Source organism: Streptacidiphilus sp. EB103A, from assembly GCF_041261405.1.
Taxonomy (GTDB): Bacteria; Actinomycetota; Actinomycetes; order Streptomycetales; family Streptomycetaceae; genus Streptacidiphilus.
In genome coordinates this window covers 204,084-219,052 of the sequence record NZ_JBGCAQ010000019.1, presented here as the reverse complement: position 1 = coordinate 219,052, position 14,969 = coordinate 204,084, and the positions used below count along the sequence as shown (strand labels likewise).

Annotated in this window: 22 protein-coding genes; 21 read left to right on the top strand and 1 reads right to left on the bottom strand. The window is 74.1% G+C overall.

Annotated elements, in window-relative coordinates:
• Positions 1-144: 144 nt before the first annotated feature.
• The 7 genes from ABH941_RS29685 (at position 145) to ABH941_RS29655 (ending at position 3,357) form a co-directional block, all read left to right on the top strand.
• Positions 145-378 (top strand): hypothetical protein, encoded by a 234-nt coding sequence (locus tag ABH941_RS29685; protein ID WP_370132650.1) that lies wholly within the window; start codon positions 145-147, stop codon positions 376-378.
• A 41-nt stretch (positions 379-419) separates the two neighbouring features.
• Positions 420-692: a hypothetical protein gene (locus ABH941_RS29680; protein ID WP_370132649.1), complete on the top strand. Its 273-nt coding sequence runs from the start codon at positions 420-422 to the stop codon at positions 690-692.
• Between the two features lie 65 nt (positions 693-757).
• Positions 758-1,129 (top strand): hypothetical protein, encoded by a 372-nt coding sequence (locus tag ABH941_RS29675; protein ID WP_370132648.1) that lies wholly within the window; start codon positions 758-760, stop codon positions 1,127-1,129.
• Between the two features lie 95 nt (positions 1,130-1,224).
• Positions 1,225-1,731 (top strand): hypothetical protein, encoded by a 507-nt coding sequence (locus ABH941_RS29670; RefSeq protein ID WP_370132647.1) that lies wholly within the window; start codon positions 1,225-1,227, stop codon positions 1,729-1,731.
• Between the two features lie 221 nt (positions 1,732-1,952).
• Positions 1,953-2,666 (top strand): mucin-2, encoded by a 714-nt coding sequence (locus ABH941_RS29665; protein ID WP_370132646.1) that lies wholly within the window; start codon positions 1,953-1,955, stop codon positions 2,664-2,666.
• A gap of 218 nt (positions 2,667-2,884) precedes the next feature.
• Positions 2,885-3,043 carry a hypothetical protein gene (locus tag ABH941_RS29660; protein WP_370132645.1) on the top strand — a complete coding sequence of 53 codons (159 nt, stop codon included), beginning with the start codon at positions 2,885-2,887 and terminating at the stop codon, positions 3,041-3,043.
• A gap of 50 nt (positions 3,044-3,093) precedes the next feature.
• Positions 3,094-3,357 carry a hypothetical protein gene (locus ABH941_RS29655; RefSeq protein ID WP_370132644.1) on the top strand — a complete coding sequence of 88 codons (264 nt, stop codon included), beginning with the start codon at positions 3,094-3,096 and terminating at the stop codon, positions 3,355-3,357.
• Positions 3,358-3,413: 56 nt separating this feature from the next.
• Here ABH941_RS29655 and ABH941_RS29650 read toward each other — a convergent pair whose 3' ends face one another.
• Positions 3,414-3,626 (bottom strand): hypothetical protein, encoded by a 213-nt coding sequence (locus ABH941_RS29650; RefSeq protein WP_370132643.1) that lies wholly within the window; start codon positions 3,624-3,626, stop codon positions 3,414-3,416.
• A gap of 285 nt (positions 3,627-3,911) precedes the next feature.
• Between ABH941_RS29650 and ABH941_RS29645 the strand changes: the two genes are divergently transcribed.
• From ABH941_RS29645 to ABH941_RS29580, 14 genes are all read left to right on the top strand, one after another.
• Positions 3,912-4,706 (top strand): RNA ligase family protein, encoded by a 795-nt coding sequence (locus ABH941_RS29645; protein WP_370132642.1) that lies wholly within the window; start codon positions 3,912-3,914, stop codon positions 4,704-4,706.
• Positions 4,707-4,883: 177 nt separating this feature from the next.
• Positions 4,884-5,606: a mucin-2 gene (locus tag ABH941_RS29640; RefSeq protein WP_370132641.1), complete on the top strand. Its 723-nt coding sequence runs from the start codon at positions 4,884-4,886 to the stop codon at positions 5,604-5,606.
• Between the two features lie 19 nt (positions 5,607-5,625).
• A complete protein-coding gene (locus tag ABH941_RS29635) occupies positions 5,626-5,934 on the top strand; it encodes a hypothetical protein (protein ID WP_370132640.1) in 309 nt (102 codons plus the stop codon).
• A gap of 544 nt (positions 5,935-6,478) precedes the next feature.
• Positions 6,479-7,507 carry a hypothetical protein gene (locus ABH941_RS29630; RefSeq protein ID WP_370132639.1) on the top strand — a complete coding sequence of 343 codons (1,029 nt, stop codon included), beginning with the start codon at positions 6,479-6,481 and terminating at the stop codon, positions 7,505-7,507.
• Positions 7,508-7,655: 148 nt separating this feature from the next.
• Entirely contained in the window at positions 7,656-8,087 is a 432-nt protein-coding gene (locus ABH941_RS29625; protein ID WP_370132638.1) for a hypothetical protein, read from the top strand.
• Between the two features lie 65 nt (positions 8,088-8,152).
• The gene (locus ABH941_RS29620) at positions 8,153-8,608 is read left to right on the top strand and encodes a hypothetical protein (protein WP_370132637.1); all 456 of its coding nucleotides are present in this window, start codon (positions 8,153-8,155) and stop codon (positions 8,606-8,608) included.
• A 50-nt stretch (positions 8,609-8,658) separates the two neighbouring features.
• Positions 8,659-8,829 carry a hypothetical protein gene (locus ABH941_RS29615; protein ID WP_370132636.1) on the top strand — a complete coding sequence of 57 codons (171 nt, stop codon included), beginning with the start codon at positions 8,659-8,661 and terminating at the stop codon, positions 8,827-8,829.
• Positions 8,830-9,017: 188 nt separating this feature from the next.
• Entirely contained in the window at positions 9,018-9,335 is a 318-nt protein-coding gene (locus ABH941_RS29610) for a hypothetical protein (protein WP_370132635.1), read from the top strand.
• Between the two features lie 79 nt (positions 9,336-9,414).
• Positions 9,415-9,840: a hypothetical protein gene (locus ABH941_RS29605; RefSeq protein ID WP_370132634.1), complete on the top strand. Its 426-nt coding sequence runs from the start codon at positions 9,415-9,417 to the stop codon at positions 9,838-9,840.
• Positions 9,841-10,597: 757 nt separating this feature from the next.
• Positions 10,598-10,903: a hypothetical protein gene (locus ABH941_RS29600; RefSeq protein ID WP_370132633.1), complete on the top strand. Its 306-nt coding sequence runs from the start codon at positions 10,598-10,600 to the stop codon at positions 10,901-10,903.
• 194 nt (positions 10,904-11,097) lie between these two features.
• Complete coding sequence (locus ABH941_RS29595; protein ID WP_370132632.1) at positions 11,098-12,141, top strand: hypothetical protein; 1,044 nt, start codon at positions 11,098-11,100, stop codon at positions 12,139-12,141.
• Between the two features lie 137 nt (positions 12,142-12,278).
• Positions 12,279-12,605: a hypothetical protein gene (locus ABH941_RS29590; protein ID WP_370132631.1), complete on the top strand. Its 327-nt coding sequence runs from the start codon at positions 12,279-12,281 to the stop codon at positions 12,603-12,605.
• 886 nt (positions 12,606-13,491) lie between these two features.
• Positions 13,492-14,076, top strand: a complete 585-nt coding sequence (locus ABH941_RS29585; protein ID WP_370132630.1) for a hypothetical protein — start codon at positions 13,492-13,494, stop codon at positions 14,074-14,076.
• Positions 14,073-14,762: an RES family NAD+ phosphorylase gene (locus ABH941_RS29580; protein WP_370132629.1), complete on the top strand. Its 690-nt coding sequence runs from the start codon at positions 14,073-14,075 to the stop codon at positions 14,760-14,762. Before ABH941_RS29585 ends, ABH941_RS29580 begins: the two co-directional genes overlap by 4 nt.
• Positions 14,763-14,969: the final 207 nt, after the last annotated feature.

The following is a 14,969-nucleotide window of genomic DNA, read 5'->3' as shown; positions in this document are numbered from 1 at the left end:
CGCCGGCCCCGGCCCGCGGACCCGGGCCCCCCCCCCCCGCCCCGGGGCGCGGCCGCCCCCCCGCCCCCCCCCCCCCGGGGGGCCCGCGCGGGCGCCCCCCCGGCCCCAACGTCCCTCCACCGCACCCGCTTCCCGAGGAGCCCCTTGACCGACTTCGAAGACACGGCCCCCGAGATCATGCCGACCCTCACCCCGGCCCGGGAGACCAGGCGCGAACTGTGGATCTGCCATGTTCGCGGCGACCGCCAGACCGACCGGCTCCACTTCGTCGCCGATGACGGCGACCACCTCCCCCTGAGCGAGGCCCAGGCCCGCGACCTGTACGCCAAGCTCGCCACACACATCACCGCATGGGACCGGGACGACACCCGGCACTGAACCGCCCACCCCGACCGCCCCCGCCACGCAGGGAGACCTCTTTGACCGACAGCCCCACCCCCGCCGCCGAGCCGATCACCGACGCCAACGGCGCGGCCCACGCCATCGTCGCCGCCGTCCACGACATCGCCAAGCAGGACCTTCCCGGCCACGACCTGGAAACCGTCCGTGAGCGTCTGAGCACCACCGGCACGATCGTCCGCGCGACCCTCGCCTACGGCAGGGCCCGCGCCGACGGGAAGACCGAGTACGGAGCGGCCCGCGAGGCGGCGATCGCCCTGGTGCGCGGCTACCGCGCCCAGCACCGCCTGTAGCCCGCCGGACCCAACCACCGCCCCGAACACGACCACCCCACCCGACCCGACAGGGAGCCCCACCCATGCCCAAGCCCGAGCTCGGCCCCCTGGCCGTCGGCGACCAGGTCACCGTCATCAGCAACAACAACGCCGGCGACCGCTACCCGGCCTCGGTCGTCAAGATCGGCCGGGCCTGGGTCGACCTCGCGGGCCCCGGCGGCAGCTGGCGGATGCGCCTGGACACCCAGGAGGACGGCAGCCGCCACGGCCACCCCGCCCGCTTCGCCACCGCCGAACAGGTCGCCTGGGCGCAGCGGATCGCGGACGCCCGCCAGGTGGTGGTGACCGGCGCGAAGCTCCACCCCGGCACCGACTCGCCCTGGGCCCGGGAGGACCGACTGCTGGCCCTGGCCGCGTTCCTGGCCGCCTACGACGCCGAACACCCGACCCGCTGACCCGCCGCGCCCCGCCCCGGGGCGCGGCGCCGACCGGACCCCCCACCGCAGCGCGGCCGCGTGCCGCCCCAGAACGGAGAACCTTGGCCGCGAGCATGGTTTCGCACCTCCACATCCACTTCCTCGTGTCCGCCGGACTGCACCTGCCGGGCCGGCTCCACGACGTCCTGCGCTGGCAGGCCCGACGGTTCACCCCCGAGGAGCTCGCCGCGAGCCACGAGAGCGGCCGGGCCTGGGGGCCCGACGCCGAAGCGAACTACCGCAAGGTGATGCGCCAGCTCACCCCCGACAGCGCCGGCCGGGTCGGGGCGATGCTGCTCGCCGAGAACGCCCGCAGCGTCAACCACCGCTACGCCGCCGAGGACTGGGAAGCCCCCTACCTCTTCGAGAGCACCGCGCCCCCGCGCCCCCTGGCCGTGCTCAAGGCCCTGGACTACTACGAGTACCACGCCTGCGAGCACCCGCAGTGGGAGGAGTCGGAGGCCGCACACTTCTGCGAGGCCCTTCGCCGGCACGCAGTCCAGGCACTGCCCGGCTACGACGCCGCACCCTGGGGCATCGACGACGCCCACGACCTCCAGCAGGCCACCGGCCGCCGGTAGACCGCCCCCCGGGCCGGGCCGCTCACGGCTCACGAAGCCCGGGCGGCCCGAACACCAGGGGACCCCGGACGCCGATGACCGACCGCCCCGAACCCCTCGCACCGGCCGCCGGCCCCGGCCACCCACCCGTAACCCGACCGGTCCGCGCCCGCCACCGGGCGCGGCACCACCGACCCGACCGGACCCGGCCGCCGTGCCGCCCCTCGAACGGAGAACCGCCTTTGCGCAGTTACGCCACCGCCCTGCACATCGGTGACCGCGAGTACCAGTGCGACGCCACCGCCGTCCACACCGCCCCCGACGGCACCCGCGCCCACGTCCTGCTCGACGGGATCGGGGACCGCGAGAGCGTGCGCGCCTGGACCAGGGCCACCGCCCGGCGCCTGGCCCGCTCCGCCGCCCGGTGCGGGGACGGCGAGAAGGCGCTGCGCCGCCTGCACGCCGCCCTGGCCGGCGGCCCCGTCGGCGCGGCCGCCGTCGTGGCCGTCACCGCCCCCGGCCGGCCGCTGGCCCTGGCCTGGTGCGGCGACTCACGCGCCTACCTGCTCGGGACCGACGGGACCCTGGTCGCGCTGACCCGCGACCACAACCTTCGCCGCGCGTTCACCGGCGGCAACCGCCACCGCATCACCTCCTACCTGGGCAGCCCCCGGGACGAGACCGCGACCGTGAACACCTACGGGCACCCCGCCATCGAGACCGCCACCGCCCCGGCCACCGGCCGCCTGGCCCTGCTCACCGACGGCGGATACGAACCCCACGAGGACACCGGGGAACCGGGCCGGCTGGCCTCCCTGCTCACCGGCACCCCCGCCACCGCCGCCCGCGCCCTGACCCACCGCGCCGTCGCCGACTCCCGCGCCCAGTCCCGCGCCCGCCGCGAGACGCCGTTCGCCGACAACGCGACCGCCCTGGTCGCCGACCTGCACCCCTGACCGCCCGCGGCGGGCCCGGCACCGGCCGGGCCCGCCCAACCCCTTCGAGAACCGGAGCCCACCAGGACCGCGGCCACCCCGGGCCCGGACGGCACGTACCAGGCCGACCCGCGGACCAAGCACCACCTCCACCCGCGGCCCCGGCCCGGAACCTGGCCTGCGCCTTGCCCGCGCCCAGTCCCACCACCCGGCCACCGACGGCCCGCCGACGACCGCCCGTGCCCGCCCGCCGCATCCGCGAACACCTGGCCGAGAAGCGCCCCCACGGCCCGGCCGACCGGAACAGCGACCACGACCCCGACCAGGAGCAGCCCGTCATCGCCCGGGCCGCCGGGCAGGCCACCCGCGCCCACCCCGAACCCAACCGGCGGCCGTGAAGAGCACCCACCCCCTTGCGCGGATACCGCGACCGGGAACAATGGGCGCGGTGATCACACTCGACCTCGACCTGCGGTCCCTGGCCCGGATCCTGGCCGCCGCCCAGCCCCACCACCAGGTCACCGACGAACCGCTGCCGCTGATGCGGACCCCCACGACCCGCCGCATCATCCGCGAAGCCCTGACCGAGAAGGGCTCCGACGTCCTGGCCGGCCCGGACAGCGACCAGGACCGGGACCGGGAGCGGGCCGTCCTGGCCTGGGCCACCGAGCAGGTAGCCCGCGCCTACCCCGAACTCGACCACCGCCCGTGAACGGCACCCGCCCGGGACGCGGAACGGCGCCGACGCCGTAGACCCGCACGCCACCGTCAGACCCCGCCCGCCAGCGGCATCCGCGCCGGACCCCCGCCCACCGCGCACGCCGCACCGCTGCCCGCCGCCGGGGCCGACCGGGACCCCCGCGCCTCCAGCACCCGGCCGACCATGGACCGGGCCCTGCGGGCCGAGGCGGCCGCCGTCGCCGAACGCCCGCAGACCGAGGCGACCAGGGACACCAACCGCCACTGCGCCCGGTTAGGCATCCCGCACCGGGCCAAGACCGGCGCCGTCTGGAATCGCACCGGCACCATCCCCGGCGGGTCCCCCAGCCGCCGGCCCCGCCCTGACACCGCAACCCCCTCACGCCGGCCGACCCACCAGGCCGGGCCACCACCTGCCCGCAGGTGGAGCCGGGCGCCGGTGGAGCCGGGCGCCGGTGGATAGTCCGCGGAGTAGGGCAGACGCACCACTCGTCTTGCACTCTTTGCACCTTTAGATATAGAGTATGAGTAAGCGGTGAAGGTGCCGCACGACCACGAGGAGCCGCATTGACCCACCCGAACATCACGGACCCGGCCCGCCTGAACTCCGCCACCAAGTACCCCTCGATCCGCACCCACCACGCGCTGGGCGAGCGGGGCGCGCTGCTGGAGGAGCCCACCCGGTTCACCGGCCAGGTCATCGCGACCGAGAAGGTCGACGGCGCAGGCGGCCGCATCGTCCTGCTGCCCGGCGGCGACTACGCCATCGGCTCCCGCGAGGACCTGCTCCACGCACGCGGGGACCGGATCATCAACCCGACCCTGGGCATCGTGGAGGCGCTGCTGCCGCTGGCCGAGCGGCTCGCCGAGCTGCGGACCGTGCACTCCGGCGCGACCACGTACTTCCTGGAGGTCTACGGGGACCGGATCGGCAAGGCCGCCAACCAGTACCAGAGCGGCGGAGGCGTGGGCCACCGCCTGTTCGACGTCGCCCACACCCCCGACGAGATCCTCGGCCTGGACCCCGCCGCGATCTCCACCTGGCGCGAGAACGGCGGCCAGAACTGGGCCGACGAGGACATCCTCCAGGACCTGGCCGCCCACCACGCCATCCCCCTGACGCCCCGCCTGGCCACCCTGGCCGCCCAGGACCTGCCCGAGAGCATCGAGGACATGCACACCTGGCTGGCCCGGACCCTGCCCGCCACCCTGGTCGCCCTGGACGACGGCGCACGCGGCGGCCCCGAGGGCATCGTCCTGCGCGACTCCACCCGCTCGGTGATCTCCAAGGCCCGCTTCCAGAACTACCGGCGCACCCTTGAGCTCCGCGCAGCCGAGGCCGCCGCCGCTGCCAAGCGCTGACCCGGCCGCTGCTCCCCCGCCCCGAACCGGACGCGGGAGCAGCGGGCCGGCCGCCCGGCGGGACCAGACCGGCGGCCGGCCCCTCCCGGGCCGGTCCCGTCGGGTCCGCGGGCACACCACCCGGGTGCGGGACCGCCGGCCCGACACCGTCCACCGCCTTCGAACGGAGAACCGCCCTTGCCCAGTTACGCCACCGCCCAGCACACCGGGGACCGCAGCCACCAGTGCGCCGCCGCCGCGGTCTCCACCTCCCGCGAGGGCGTGCGCGCCCACGTGCTGCTCGACGGCGGGGGCGACAGCGCCGAGGTACGGGAACGGACCGTCACCGCGGCCAGGCGCCTCGCGCGGGCCGCGGCCCGCAGCGGCGACGGGGAGCAGGCACTGCGGCGCCTGCACACCGCCCACCGCGCCGAGCGCGCCGGGGCCGGTCCGCGGCCGCACCAGGACCTGCCCGGGACCCGCGCCCTGGTCGCGGTCACCGTCCCCGGACGACCGCTGCTCACCGTGGCCTGGTGCGGCGACGTGCGCGCCTACCGGATGGACGAGGACCGGCAGGTCCACCTGCTGACCCTCGACGAGGACCCGAACCGCGACCACCCCTGCGACGCCTCCTGCCCGGACAGTACCGGGGACGGGGCCCGGGCCCACCGGGGGCACCGCGCGGTCGGGACCGCCACCGCCCCGGCCGCCGGCCGCCTGGTCCTGATGACGCACGGCGCCTACGACCCCCACCAGCAGGTCCGCCACCCCCTGGACGACCTGCTCACCGGCACCCCCGCCCAGGCCGCGACCGCCCTGGTCCACACCGCCGTCCACCGCTCGTACACCGTCGCCCGCTTCGAACACCGCCGCCCCTGCGCCGACAACGCGACCGCCCTGGTCGCCGACCTGCGCCCCTGACCCCGGAAGGGACCCGCCCGTGACCCCGCATCAGATCACCGACGCCGCGGCGCGCGCCCGCGCCGCGCTCGCCGAACTCGCGAACGCCGCCGCCACCGACGACGTGGACGTCCACCTGCAGCTCCTGCGCATCCTGGGCGGTGACGACAACGCCCTGGCCACCGCCATGGGCGCCGTCCTGGAAACGGTGGCCGAGCGCCTCGCCGCCCTGCCCGAGGACGTCCACCCCGAGGCCGTCAGCCACCTCGACTTCGCCGCCACCTCCCTGGCCGACGTCGCCGGCCAGGACGGCATCCTGGCCGCCCTGAACCTGATGGACCAGCCGTAGCGGCACCACCCCCGGCCGGCGACCACCGTGCCACCCCCTGCCCGGCCGCCACCACGGGCAGGGACCAGGTCCTGGCCCACCACCAGCACACCGCGACCGGGACCGCCACCACCCGGGCACCGGGAACGCGACCGCCCCGGTCACCGACCTGCCTGCCGCCCGCCCCGACCCCCGGGCGGGCGGGACACCGAATCGACTACCGTCCCCTTTACTGCCGGAGGAACACCATCGACCAGCTCCAGCACCTGACCGCCGACCACCAGGACCGACTCCTTGCCGCCGCCGAACACACCGCCGAGCTCGCCGCCACCGTCGCCAGCCACATCACCCACGGCACCGGCCCCGCCACCGGCAACATCCGCATCCTGCTGGAGAACGTCGGCCGGCTCCTGACCCTGTCCGCCGAACTCGACGGCATCAAGGCCGCCACCCGCCGCACCACCGCGTCCCCCACCACGACGGCCCCCGCCACCCAGCCCGCCCCTCCCCAGTAGCCCCGCCGCCCGATCGGACCCGATCGGCCACCACCGACCAGGAGCACCCGATGAAGGACCCCGACGACGTCCGCGCCGCCTTCGCCGCCCTACCCGCGCGCGTCACCCTGGAACAGGTCGCCGAAGCCACCGGCCGCACCCTGAAATCCGTCCAGACCAACTGGGCCAGCGCCGAGGACTTCCCCCCCGGCGACCGCGGCCCCGCCCGCCGGCAGCGCCACGACCGCGACACCGACCGCGGCCTGCGCCGGGACCGCGACGCCGTCCTGGCCTGGTACCTGCGGCAGCCGCTCGCCGGGCCCGCCCGCCCCGGCGGCAACCGGGCCGCGGACCGCGCCCGCGCCCTGCCCGCCCCCGACGTGGAGATGAGCACCGGCCAGATCGCCGAGACCCTGGGACTGACCCCGGCCGCCGTCGCGTCCTACTACGTCGGCGTCTACGGACCCGACTCCCGGGCGCCGTTCCCGCCCGCCGACCCCCGCGGCCTGCGCCGGTGGCCGGCCGTACGGGACTGGTTCCTGCGCGAGAACCCCGACCCGATCCGCCCCACCCCGCTCCCCGAGGACACCGACGCCGCCCAACTCGCCGAGCAGCTCGGGATCCGCCGCACCACCGCCCTGGCGATCCTGCGCCACCACACCGGCACCCGCCTGCGACGACCCGCCCTGGCCCGGGCCGTGGGCCTTGGTACCGAGCAGGTCAAGAACTACATCCGCAACCACGGCCCCGACAGCACCGACCCGTTCCCGCCCGCCGACGAGGACCGCGCCCATGACGTCGAACAGGTCCTGGACTGGCTCGCCCGCCACGGCCGCAAACACCCCGAACGCGTCGTCACCGACCTGGCCGCCCTGCCCGAACTGATCACCAACGACCAGATCCAGACCGCCGCCGCCATCTCCGCCGGCACCCTGCGCGCCTGGACCAAACTGCCCGGCTTCCCGCCCCTGCACCGCCAGGGCACCAGCCGCCTGCGCGACCGCGACGCCCTGATCACCTGGTACCAGAACCAACACGAACAAACCGACACCGACACCGGCGGCGACACCGAGCAGGGCGACGACAGCACCCAGGCCTGACCCCCGGCTCCAGCTCCAGCCGGGGGCCGGGGCCGCCCCTTCCCGTGTCCGATCACCACAGAGCCATACTTGATGAATTAGCACTATTTGACATAGAGTATGTTCTTGCGGGGAAGTGCTCCCCATCGCCTCCAGGTCAGGAGCAGCCATGAAGCGCAGCCTCCGCCGCCATGCCGAGGGTGCAACCGCACCGACGAACGGGAAGGAGACGACGATGCCCGCCGTCCGCCTCGCCACCCGCTACCCCGAACTCGCCTGGGAGCTGCGCACCCCCGACGGGCAGATGGCCGGCCGCGACGAGGCCCTGGACGGCGAGACCGTATGGATCACCCGGATCGCCGTCCTCCCGCCCCACCGCGGGCACGGCCACGTCGCCGCGATCCTGCACGCCGTCCTCGCCCACAGCCTCGACGCCGCCCACGAACTGGCCGCAGTCCCCCAGCCCGCCGGCGGACCCGGGCCCGACCGCGACGCCCTGCGCGCCTGGTACACCCGGCACGGCTTCACCCCCGCCCCCATCCCCGGGCGACCCGCACCGCATGCTCCGCCCACCCACCACCCCCGCACCCCCCGAACATAAGAACCCCCACCCGGGCTGAGCCGGACACCGACCGCGGCCAACAGCCCGCAACCCGAATGGACACGATGGACCTTCCCGAGGACTCTCCCGAAGACTTCACCGGGGGCTTCTCCGACCACCCCGGACCCGTTAACGACGGCGGGGTCTACCTCCTGGACGGCCGAACCCTGTTCGCCCCCGGCAACGGCAGCGTCCGCTGCGTGACCCGCAACACGAGCGGCCTCCGCTGCGTGGCCAAGCTCGCCTTCCTCGACGACGACGTCATGCTCGCCCTGCCGACCCCCGAAGGCCTCCTGTGGGTGATCGCCACCCGCGTCCCCGACCACCTCACCGCCCAGTACACCGCCCAGCACTGCACCCGCCACCACACCACCACCGAACCCGTCCGCGACGACATCCCCGCGACCTGGGAGCCCTACGACCCCCAGCACAACCCGGACCACGCCCACCACGCCCACCCCGTACCGCTGACCCCCGGCCAGTGGCAACCCCTGCCCTTCGACCGCCCCCGTCACCCCTGACACCCCCACCAGGCCCACCGCCCGAACTCCTCGCGCACAAGGACACGTTCATGACCGCACAGAGCAACGACCGCGACTGGCAGGCTTTCATGAGCAGCGCCCTGGGCCTGTGCGTCGCCGAGAACGGACCGCTCATCGACCACGACCCGCCGACGGACCTCACGACCTGGGCCCCGCCCGCACCGGCGGAGCCGACCGCTCCCGCTCCCGCCGACGGCTGAACGCCGAACACCGGGCTCGACCGCGACGGCGACGGAGCCGGCCCCAGCCCCTGCTCCGGCTCCGTGAACGCCCGACTCCCGGACACGCACCCTCCCCGGTCGGCACCGGCCCGGCGCTGCGGAAACCCGGGACAAGCTCCGAACCACCCGACCCGCCGACACCGCCCGCCCGGACCATGGAGGACCCCGTGCCCGCCACCCGCCGCATCACCGCCGACATGGTCCGCGCCCTGTGCGCACCCCCCATGGCCGGCGGCCGCCTCAAGGACGTCCTGCTCTGGCGAGAGGGCCGCGCCCAGGTCGTCCCCGCCGACGACGTCCCCACGACCGGCGGCCGGATCATCTGCACCCGCGCCGACCTCCTCGACGCCGGCCTGCACGAACGCACCGACCGCTCCCTCGCCGGACCCGCCGCCGCCCTCACCCGCCGCCTCGCCCCAATCCTGGACACCGACCTCCACCATGCCCTGACCACCGACAACACCCCGACCCGCGCCAGCACCTGACCCGCCGACAGCACCGGCCCCGCCCGGCGCAGCCGGTACCCCGCGGCCACCACCAGCACCCGATCCGGAAGGCCCCACCATGACCGGCAGCAGCCAGCAACCGCCCCACGCCAACGTCGCCGACCTGCCCGGATGGACCGACCCCGCGGACACCGTCCTGGGGCTCCACGGACAAGCCGGAACCCATGCGTGGCTGCGCCTGACCGACAGCCAGACAGGAGCGAACCTGCGGGGAATCGGCCGCGACATCACCGGCGGCCTCTACGCCGCAGCAACCGTCCAGCTGACCAGTGAGGCCCCGTTCTCCATGTACGTGGAGAACGGCAGCTGGGCACTGCTGACCGGAACCGAGGACGGCATCGCCCTGTGGATCCCACACTGCTCCTACCACCTCATCGAACGCATCGACCCCACCGAACCCTCCCCCCAGCCCGACATCCCCACCTGGATCCCGGTCACCCACGTCCTCAAGGACCTCCCCGACGGCCTGGTCCGGCGCGGATAGCCATCCGCAGCCCGAACCCGGGAACACACCGAGCCAACGGACACCCGGACGGGCACCAGCCCGCCGAGCACCCGCCGAGCCGGGACAGCGAACCCGGCACCAGCAGCTCACATCGGCAGCCCCAACCACCACCACGACACCGGCACCGGCAGTTCAACACCCGCGTGAGTCCCAAGCGCTGCGACCCCGGGCCACCCCCGCCTGTCAGCGCGCGGCGGTGACGGTGGAGGGCCGGGGGCCGCAGAGGCGGTCCCCGGCCAGGGAGACGCCCAGGACTGCCGTATCGGTGGCGAACACGGCGCTGGCCTCAGCCAGCACCACCTCCGACACCCGGCCCCGCAGCCGCCGGTCCGCCGAGCACCGGCCGACCCGGGCACGGCGAACCCGGCACCAGCAGTCCACGCCGGCAGCCCCCAACCACCACGACACTCCCAACACCACCGGCACCGGCAGATCAACACCCGCGCGAGTCCCAGGCCATGCCCCATGACCTCGAGCCACCCCCGACCATCGACCCGCATGACCTCCCCACCCCCGAAAGAACCCACCAGCACCCCGACACCGGGAGCAGCACGACGGCCCGGGGGAGCAGCACAGGGCGGGAGCAGCACGGCGGCTGTGCCGGCCGACGGCCGCGCCTCTGGCCGGGCCGGTGGACGGTGCCCGCGGGCGGCGCCGATGATGGACGGGCACCGGGACCGCCACCCGCGCCAGAGCGCGCCGGCCGCCCGCCGAAGTCCCGGAAAGGACCGCGCCCATGGATCAGCCGACACCACCGACCATCCTCGGGCGGCCGTCCTTCGGGAAGCAGGCACTGCCCCACGACGCACCCGCCTTCGCGTTCGCCCACCAGCTCGGCCGCGCCCTGGCCCAGATCCAGCAACGCGAGACCAACCCTCAGGCGGCCGCGCGGGAACGGTTCGTCCTGTTCATCGACCAGGACCAGCTCCTGGCCCGGTTCCCCCGAGACCACGAGCTCCGCGGCCTCCTGGAGGCTGTCCGGCTGCGCGGTGAGGCCGTCGATGTCGTCCTGAACAGCCCCACCCCGACCCGCCACGCCTGACTGGTCCGGCCCCTGACGTTCCGCGAATCCGGCCCTCGTGCGGGACTGGCGCACTACGATCGAAGGGGATCTCTCCTGGGCCGCGGTGATGCCGCGGGGCCCCGCAATACCGGCCGGAAGGCCGGGCTGCCCTGCCTGCGCAGGGGTGCACGGAGTTTCCGTGCCTCTCGTCCACCTCCCAGCAGGAGAGAGTCATGTCCGAATTGCCCCCTGCCGTATCACCGCAGCCCACCGCGCCGGAACTGGCCGCCTGGCTGGCCGAGCACGAATCGTCCCTCGCCGTCGAGTCCGACGGCGAGGGCCTGCGCGTCCGCTTCATTGAGCGGCCCGCCTTCTCTGACGAGCGTACGAGCCGACGGCTCGCGCTCACCGGGGCGCGGGCCCTCATGGAGTCCGCCGCGTGCCCGTGGAGGCTGGCCGCCGACGGCTTCACCGAGGACGGCCAGCAGACCCCCCTCGGCAGTGGCGAGGGACTGTTCACGCTGCTGGTCCGCGCCGTCACCCCCGAGGAGTCCGCCGCTCGCCGCGAGGCCCGGACCCGCGCCCGGCGGCACAGGGCCGCCACTGCCCAGGAGGCGAACGCGGCGACCCGCGCGGAAGGCGAGGCCATCCGGCAGCGGTGGCCGGCCCCCACCCCCCGGCCGCAAGCCGCACCGCCCACCGTGGACCGCCCGGTGCGTCCGATCGACGCCGGCGAGCTGCCCGTGCTCGGCTACGCGCACGCTCCGGACCACTATCACGGGCACACCGAACCCCAGATGTTCCGGGCCCTGGGCCCCGATCCGGTGGTGCGCGGTCCCCATCCCGAGCGCGGTGCCGGACTGTGGACGTCGCCCGCAGTGGAACAGGACGACGACGGCACAGTACTGGTGACGGTCTGGTCGCAGTGGTACGCCACCGAGTACCCCGGCGAAGACCACTACTGCGAGCACCTGCGGATCGTGCCCAACCCCACCGCACGCATCGTGCTGATCGACAACAGGCAGGACCTGCTCGCCCTGGTCCAGCAGTACCCCAACCCCCCGGCAGGCGGTGCCCTCGACGACTCTCCTCTCTTCCCCAACTGGCCCGAGGTCGCCGGGGAATGGGACGCGGTCTACCTGACCGCAGACGGAGCGCGGGCGACAGACACGCAGGACCCCGACACAGCAACCGAACCGCACCTGTACGGCTGGACGGGTGCCACCGTGGTATGGCTGAACCCGGCCTACACCGTCGCTGACGGCCTGGGGCTCTAAGAGAAGAGAGGCCCCGGGGGGTCACGGGGCAATCCCGTGACCCCCCGGCCAGCGCCCGGTCACCGAAACCGGCCGCGAACCCGCCTGACAGCGGCGCCCGCGAACACCACCACCGGGAATGCCGGTCAGGACGTGAGGTGGACGACCCCGGCCGAGGCATCGCCCCGCAAACCGCCGACACCGGCCGCGGCGACCCGGACACCAACCACCGCCCCGGCAACGCGCCGGCACCCGCACACCAGGCCCTCCACCACCCGCCGGGCAACCCGGACACGGACACCGCCGGCAGTGAGCAGCAGCAGACCACAGCCGGCCGCCGCCAGCACGCGGACACCCACCACAGCAGCCCGGCCCAGGACGACCCGCACAACACCACCGGCCGACCAGGCCGACCGCGACCGCGACCGCGACCGGCCACCGTGAACCGAGCACGGGACCACGGGAGCGAGCCCGGGAAACCGTGAAGCGGAAACCACCGGCGCAGGCAGAAGCCGTGAACCTGAAACTTCAGGCAGACACGGAAACCGTGAACCCAAAGCCGGAAACCAGGGACTCGGAAACCGTGAACCCAAAGCCGTCAACCCTGGAAACCACCAGGTGAGAGCACGTGAGGGGGAGTCGGCCACGAGAACACCAACCACCCGGCCGAACCCGCTCCCAGGCCCCCACAATCACGGCCACGGGCTCCCGACCGCGACCACGACGACCTCCGCCGCACCGGGCCCGACGGTACGGACAACACCCCGGAACGGCAACGGTTTCCGGTCCGGGCAGGCTGTCGGAGGAGCCGACCACAAAGCCGCGCGGAAAGCTCTCCCCCACCGCGACGACGCGACCCGGAAACCGTCAACCCCGACCATGGACACCCACACCCTCCCCCGACACCCGGCAGCAGCCTCCCCAGCACCGCCACGAACCACCTCGCCAGGGCACCGGACCCCCCTCCCCACCCCCGGCCCAGGAGCCTCCACCGCACCGGTTCCGGGCCTCCCCCGGCGCCCCGCCGCCCCGGCCCCCGCCGGGCCACCACAGAACCCTGCCGCCCGGCCCCTCCCCCACCACCGCGGAACCACCCAAAAACCCGCCTACCCCACCACCTACCAGGCGCTGACCTGCAACAACTACCTCACAGCTACCCGCCCGCTACCCCACCGGTAGGACACCAACAGCACCCACCACCGACCCACCCCGACAACCAAACCCCACCCACCGACGACCCCGGCGACCACCACCATCAGCAGCCGGGATCGAGGCCCGGCGACCGGAGCGAGGAAGTGAGTTCTCGCTGGCACCGCACAACCTCCCGGGCTGCGGGACACTTGTGGAAAGGGAGGCTGGCGAGGTGAGCACATGACCGAACGAACACGCCAAACCGGCGCGAAGATCGCGAAGTCCAAAGGGACCTCGGCATCCGACGAGTTCAGCCTGCGCCGCACTGGGACGGCAGTCCCCGTCAAGCAGGGCACCAGGCGCTCCGATGCCCCGAAGCCGAAGCGGTCTCCACCCGCTCCCCCTGCCAGCTCAGAGCCGTCTCCAGGTCGGGTCCGACAAATACGTCGCACGACCACCACCCCGGTCCATCGCGGCCGAGGACCCTTCTACGATCTAGCCGGAGCCGCTCACCTGGTCGGCAAGGAACCTCACATACTGGAGAAGGAAGCGAAGGCCGGCGAAGCACTGGTGGTCACCACGATCGAAGGCGTCAAGCTCCTGCCCGCCTGGCAGTTCGACGGTCCCCGCGTGCATCCCCACGTAGCCAAGATCCTCGAGATCTTCCATTCGGTCCCGGTCGACCAGTGGATGATCGTGCAATGGGCCACCGCCCCGGACCCTCAGCTCGGCGGGACCAGCGCAATCCAGGCCCTACATGAGGGACACGACATCGAAGCCGTCCTCGCCGACGCCCGCCGCTACGCCGCCCGGTGGTCCCAATGAGCCAGGCCGCCGCCGAAGTCCCGCACCGGAGCCAGCCCCTGCCACTGCCGCCCCAGGACCTCGACCTGAGCCGGTTCCCCTCCCGCACGATCGCAGCCGGCCAACGGCTCTACCGTGCCCACGCACAGGTATTCGGCAACAACTGCTGGTACTTCGCCAACCTCCAGAACGGACTCGAGCCGGGCCGCTTCGACGGCCCCGGCCCCGCACACGGCACCTGCTACACCGCGACCGACCCACTGACCGCGCTGGCCGAACGCGCTGGATTCAAGGTCCTCGTCGGCCCTGACCTGCCCTACACGGCCCTGGACGAAGCACTGCTGTCCGAAATCACCACCACCCGCCCCTACCACGTCGCCAACCTCACCCGCCGTGACAGCCTCAAGTTCTGGGCCTGCGGCCGCGAACTATCCGCTCTGACCCCCTACGACCTCCCCCACGCGTGGGCACAACGTTGGCAGGACGCAGGCTTCGAAGGCATCCTCTACCACCCCCGCCACGACTCCCGCGACCGAGTCCGATCCCTGGCCCTGTTCGAACCCGACGACCCCGGACAACGACCGGACCACCACCCCGGCCCGGCAGACGTCTACCTCAAACGCCTCGCCCACGCCTACCACCTCCCCATCGGCGGCCACCTCACCGACTGCGAAGTCCTCCCAGACCCGGACCCGACCACCACCTGACCCGCCCCCGCAGCCTCAGCCGCGCGTACGACGGGGAACAGCTAGCGCCCGGCCGCAGGGAGCAGCACCCGCACCGCGCCGACCCCGCCGGCCAGCGACGGGCGGCCGGCAGCGGGAGGGGTGAATCACCGCGCGACCACCGGAACCCGGGCCGGCCCCCGCAGCTCACAGCACCCGCGCAGAACACCCGGGAGCAGCAGCGGCACC

What these genes read in the sequence shown, in the direction of transcription:
- ABH941_RS29595 (WP_370132632.1), top strand. Translation starts at nt 11,098, where the DNA reads ATGTCCGAATTGCCCCCTGCCGTATCACCGCAGCCCACCGCGCCGGAA.
- ABH941_RS29670 (WP_370132647.1), top strand. Translation starts at nt 1,225, where the DNA reads ATGGTTTCGCACCTCCACATCCACTTCCTCGTGTCCGCCGGACTGCAC.
- ABH941_RS29580 (WP_370132629.1), top strand. Translation starts at nt 14,073, where the DNA reads ATGAGCCAGGCCGCCGCCGAAGTCCCGCACCGGAGCCAGCCCCTGCCA.
- ABH941_RS29615 (WP_370132636.1), top strand. Translation starts at nt 8,659, where the DNA reads ATGACCGCACAGAGCAACGACCGCGACTGGCAGGCTTTCATGAGCAGC.
- ABH941_RS29585 (WP_370132630.1), top strand. Translation starts at nt 13,492, where the DNA reads ATGACCGAACGAACACGCCAAACCGGCGCGAAGATCGCGAAGTCCAAA.
- ABH941_RS29630 (WP_370132639.1), top strand. Translation starts at nt 6,479, where the DNA reads ATGAAGGACCCCGACGACGTCCGCGCCGCCTTCGCCGCCCTACCCGCG.
- ABH941_RS29625 (WP_370132638.1), top strand. Translation starts at nt 7,656, where the DNA reads ATGAAGCGCAGCCTCCGCCGCCATGCCGAGGGTGCAACCGCACCGACG.
- ABH941_RS29605 (WP_370132634.1), top strand. Translation starts at nt 9,415, where the DNA reads ATGACCGGCAGCAGCCAGCAACCGCCCCACGCCAACGTCGCCGACCTG.
- ABH941_RS29620 (WP_370132637.1), top strand. Translation starts at nt 8,153, where the DNA reads ATGGACCTTCCCGAGGACTCTCCCGAAGACTTCACCGGGGGCTTCTCC.
- ABH941_RS29600 (WP_370132633.1), top strand. Translation starts at nt 10,598, where the DNA reads ATGGATCAGCCGACACCACCGACCATCCTCGGGCGGCCGTCCTTCGGG.
- ABH941_RS29675 (WP_370132648.1), top strand. Translation starts at nt 758, where the DNA reads ATGCCCAAGCCCGAGCTCGGCCCCCTGGCCGTCGGCGACCAGGTCACC.
- ABH941_RS29650 (WP_370132643.1), bottom strand. Translation starts at nt 3,626, where the DNA reads ATGCCTAACCGGGCGCAGTGGCGGTTGGTGTCCCTGGTCGCCTCGGTC.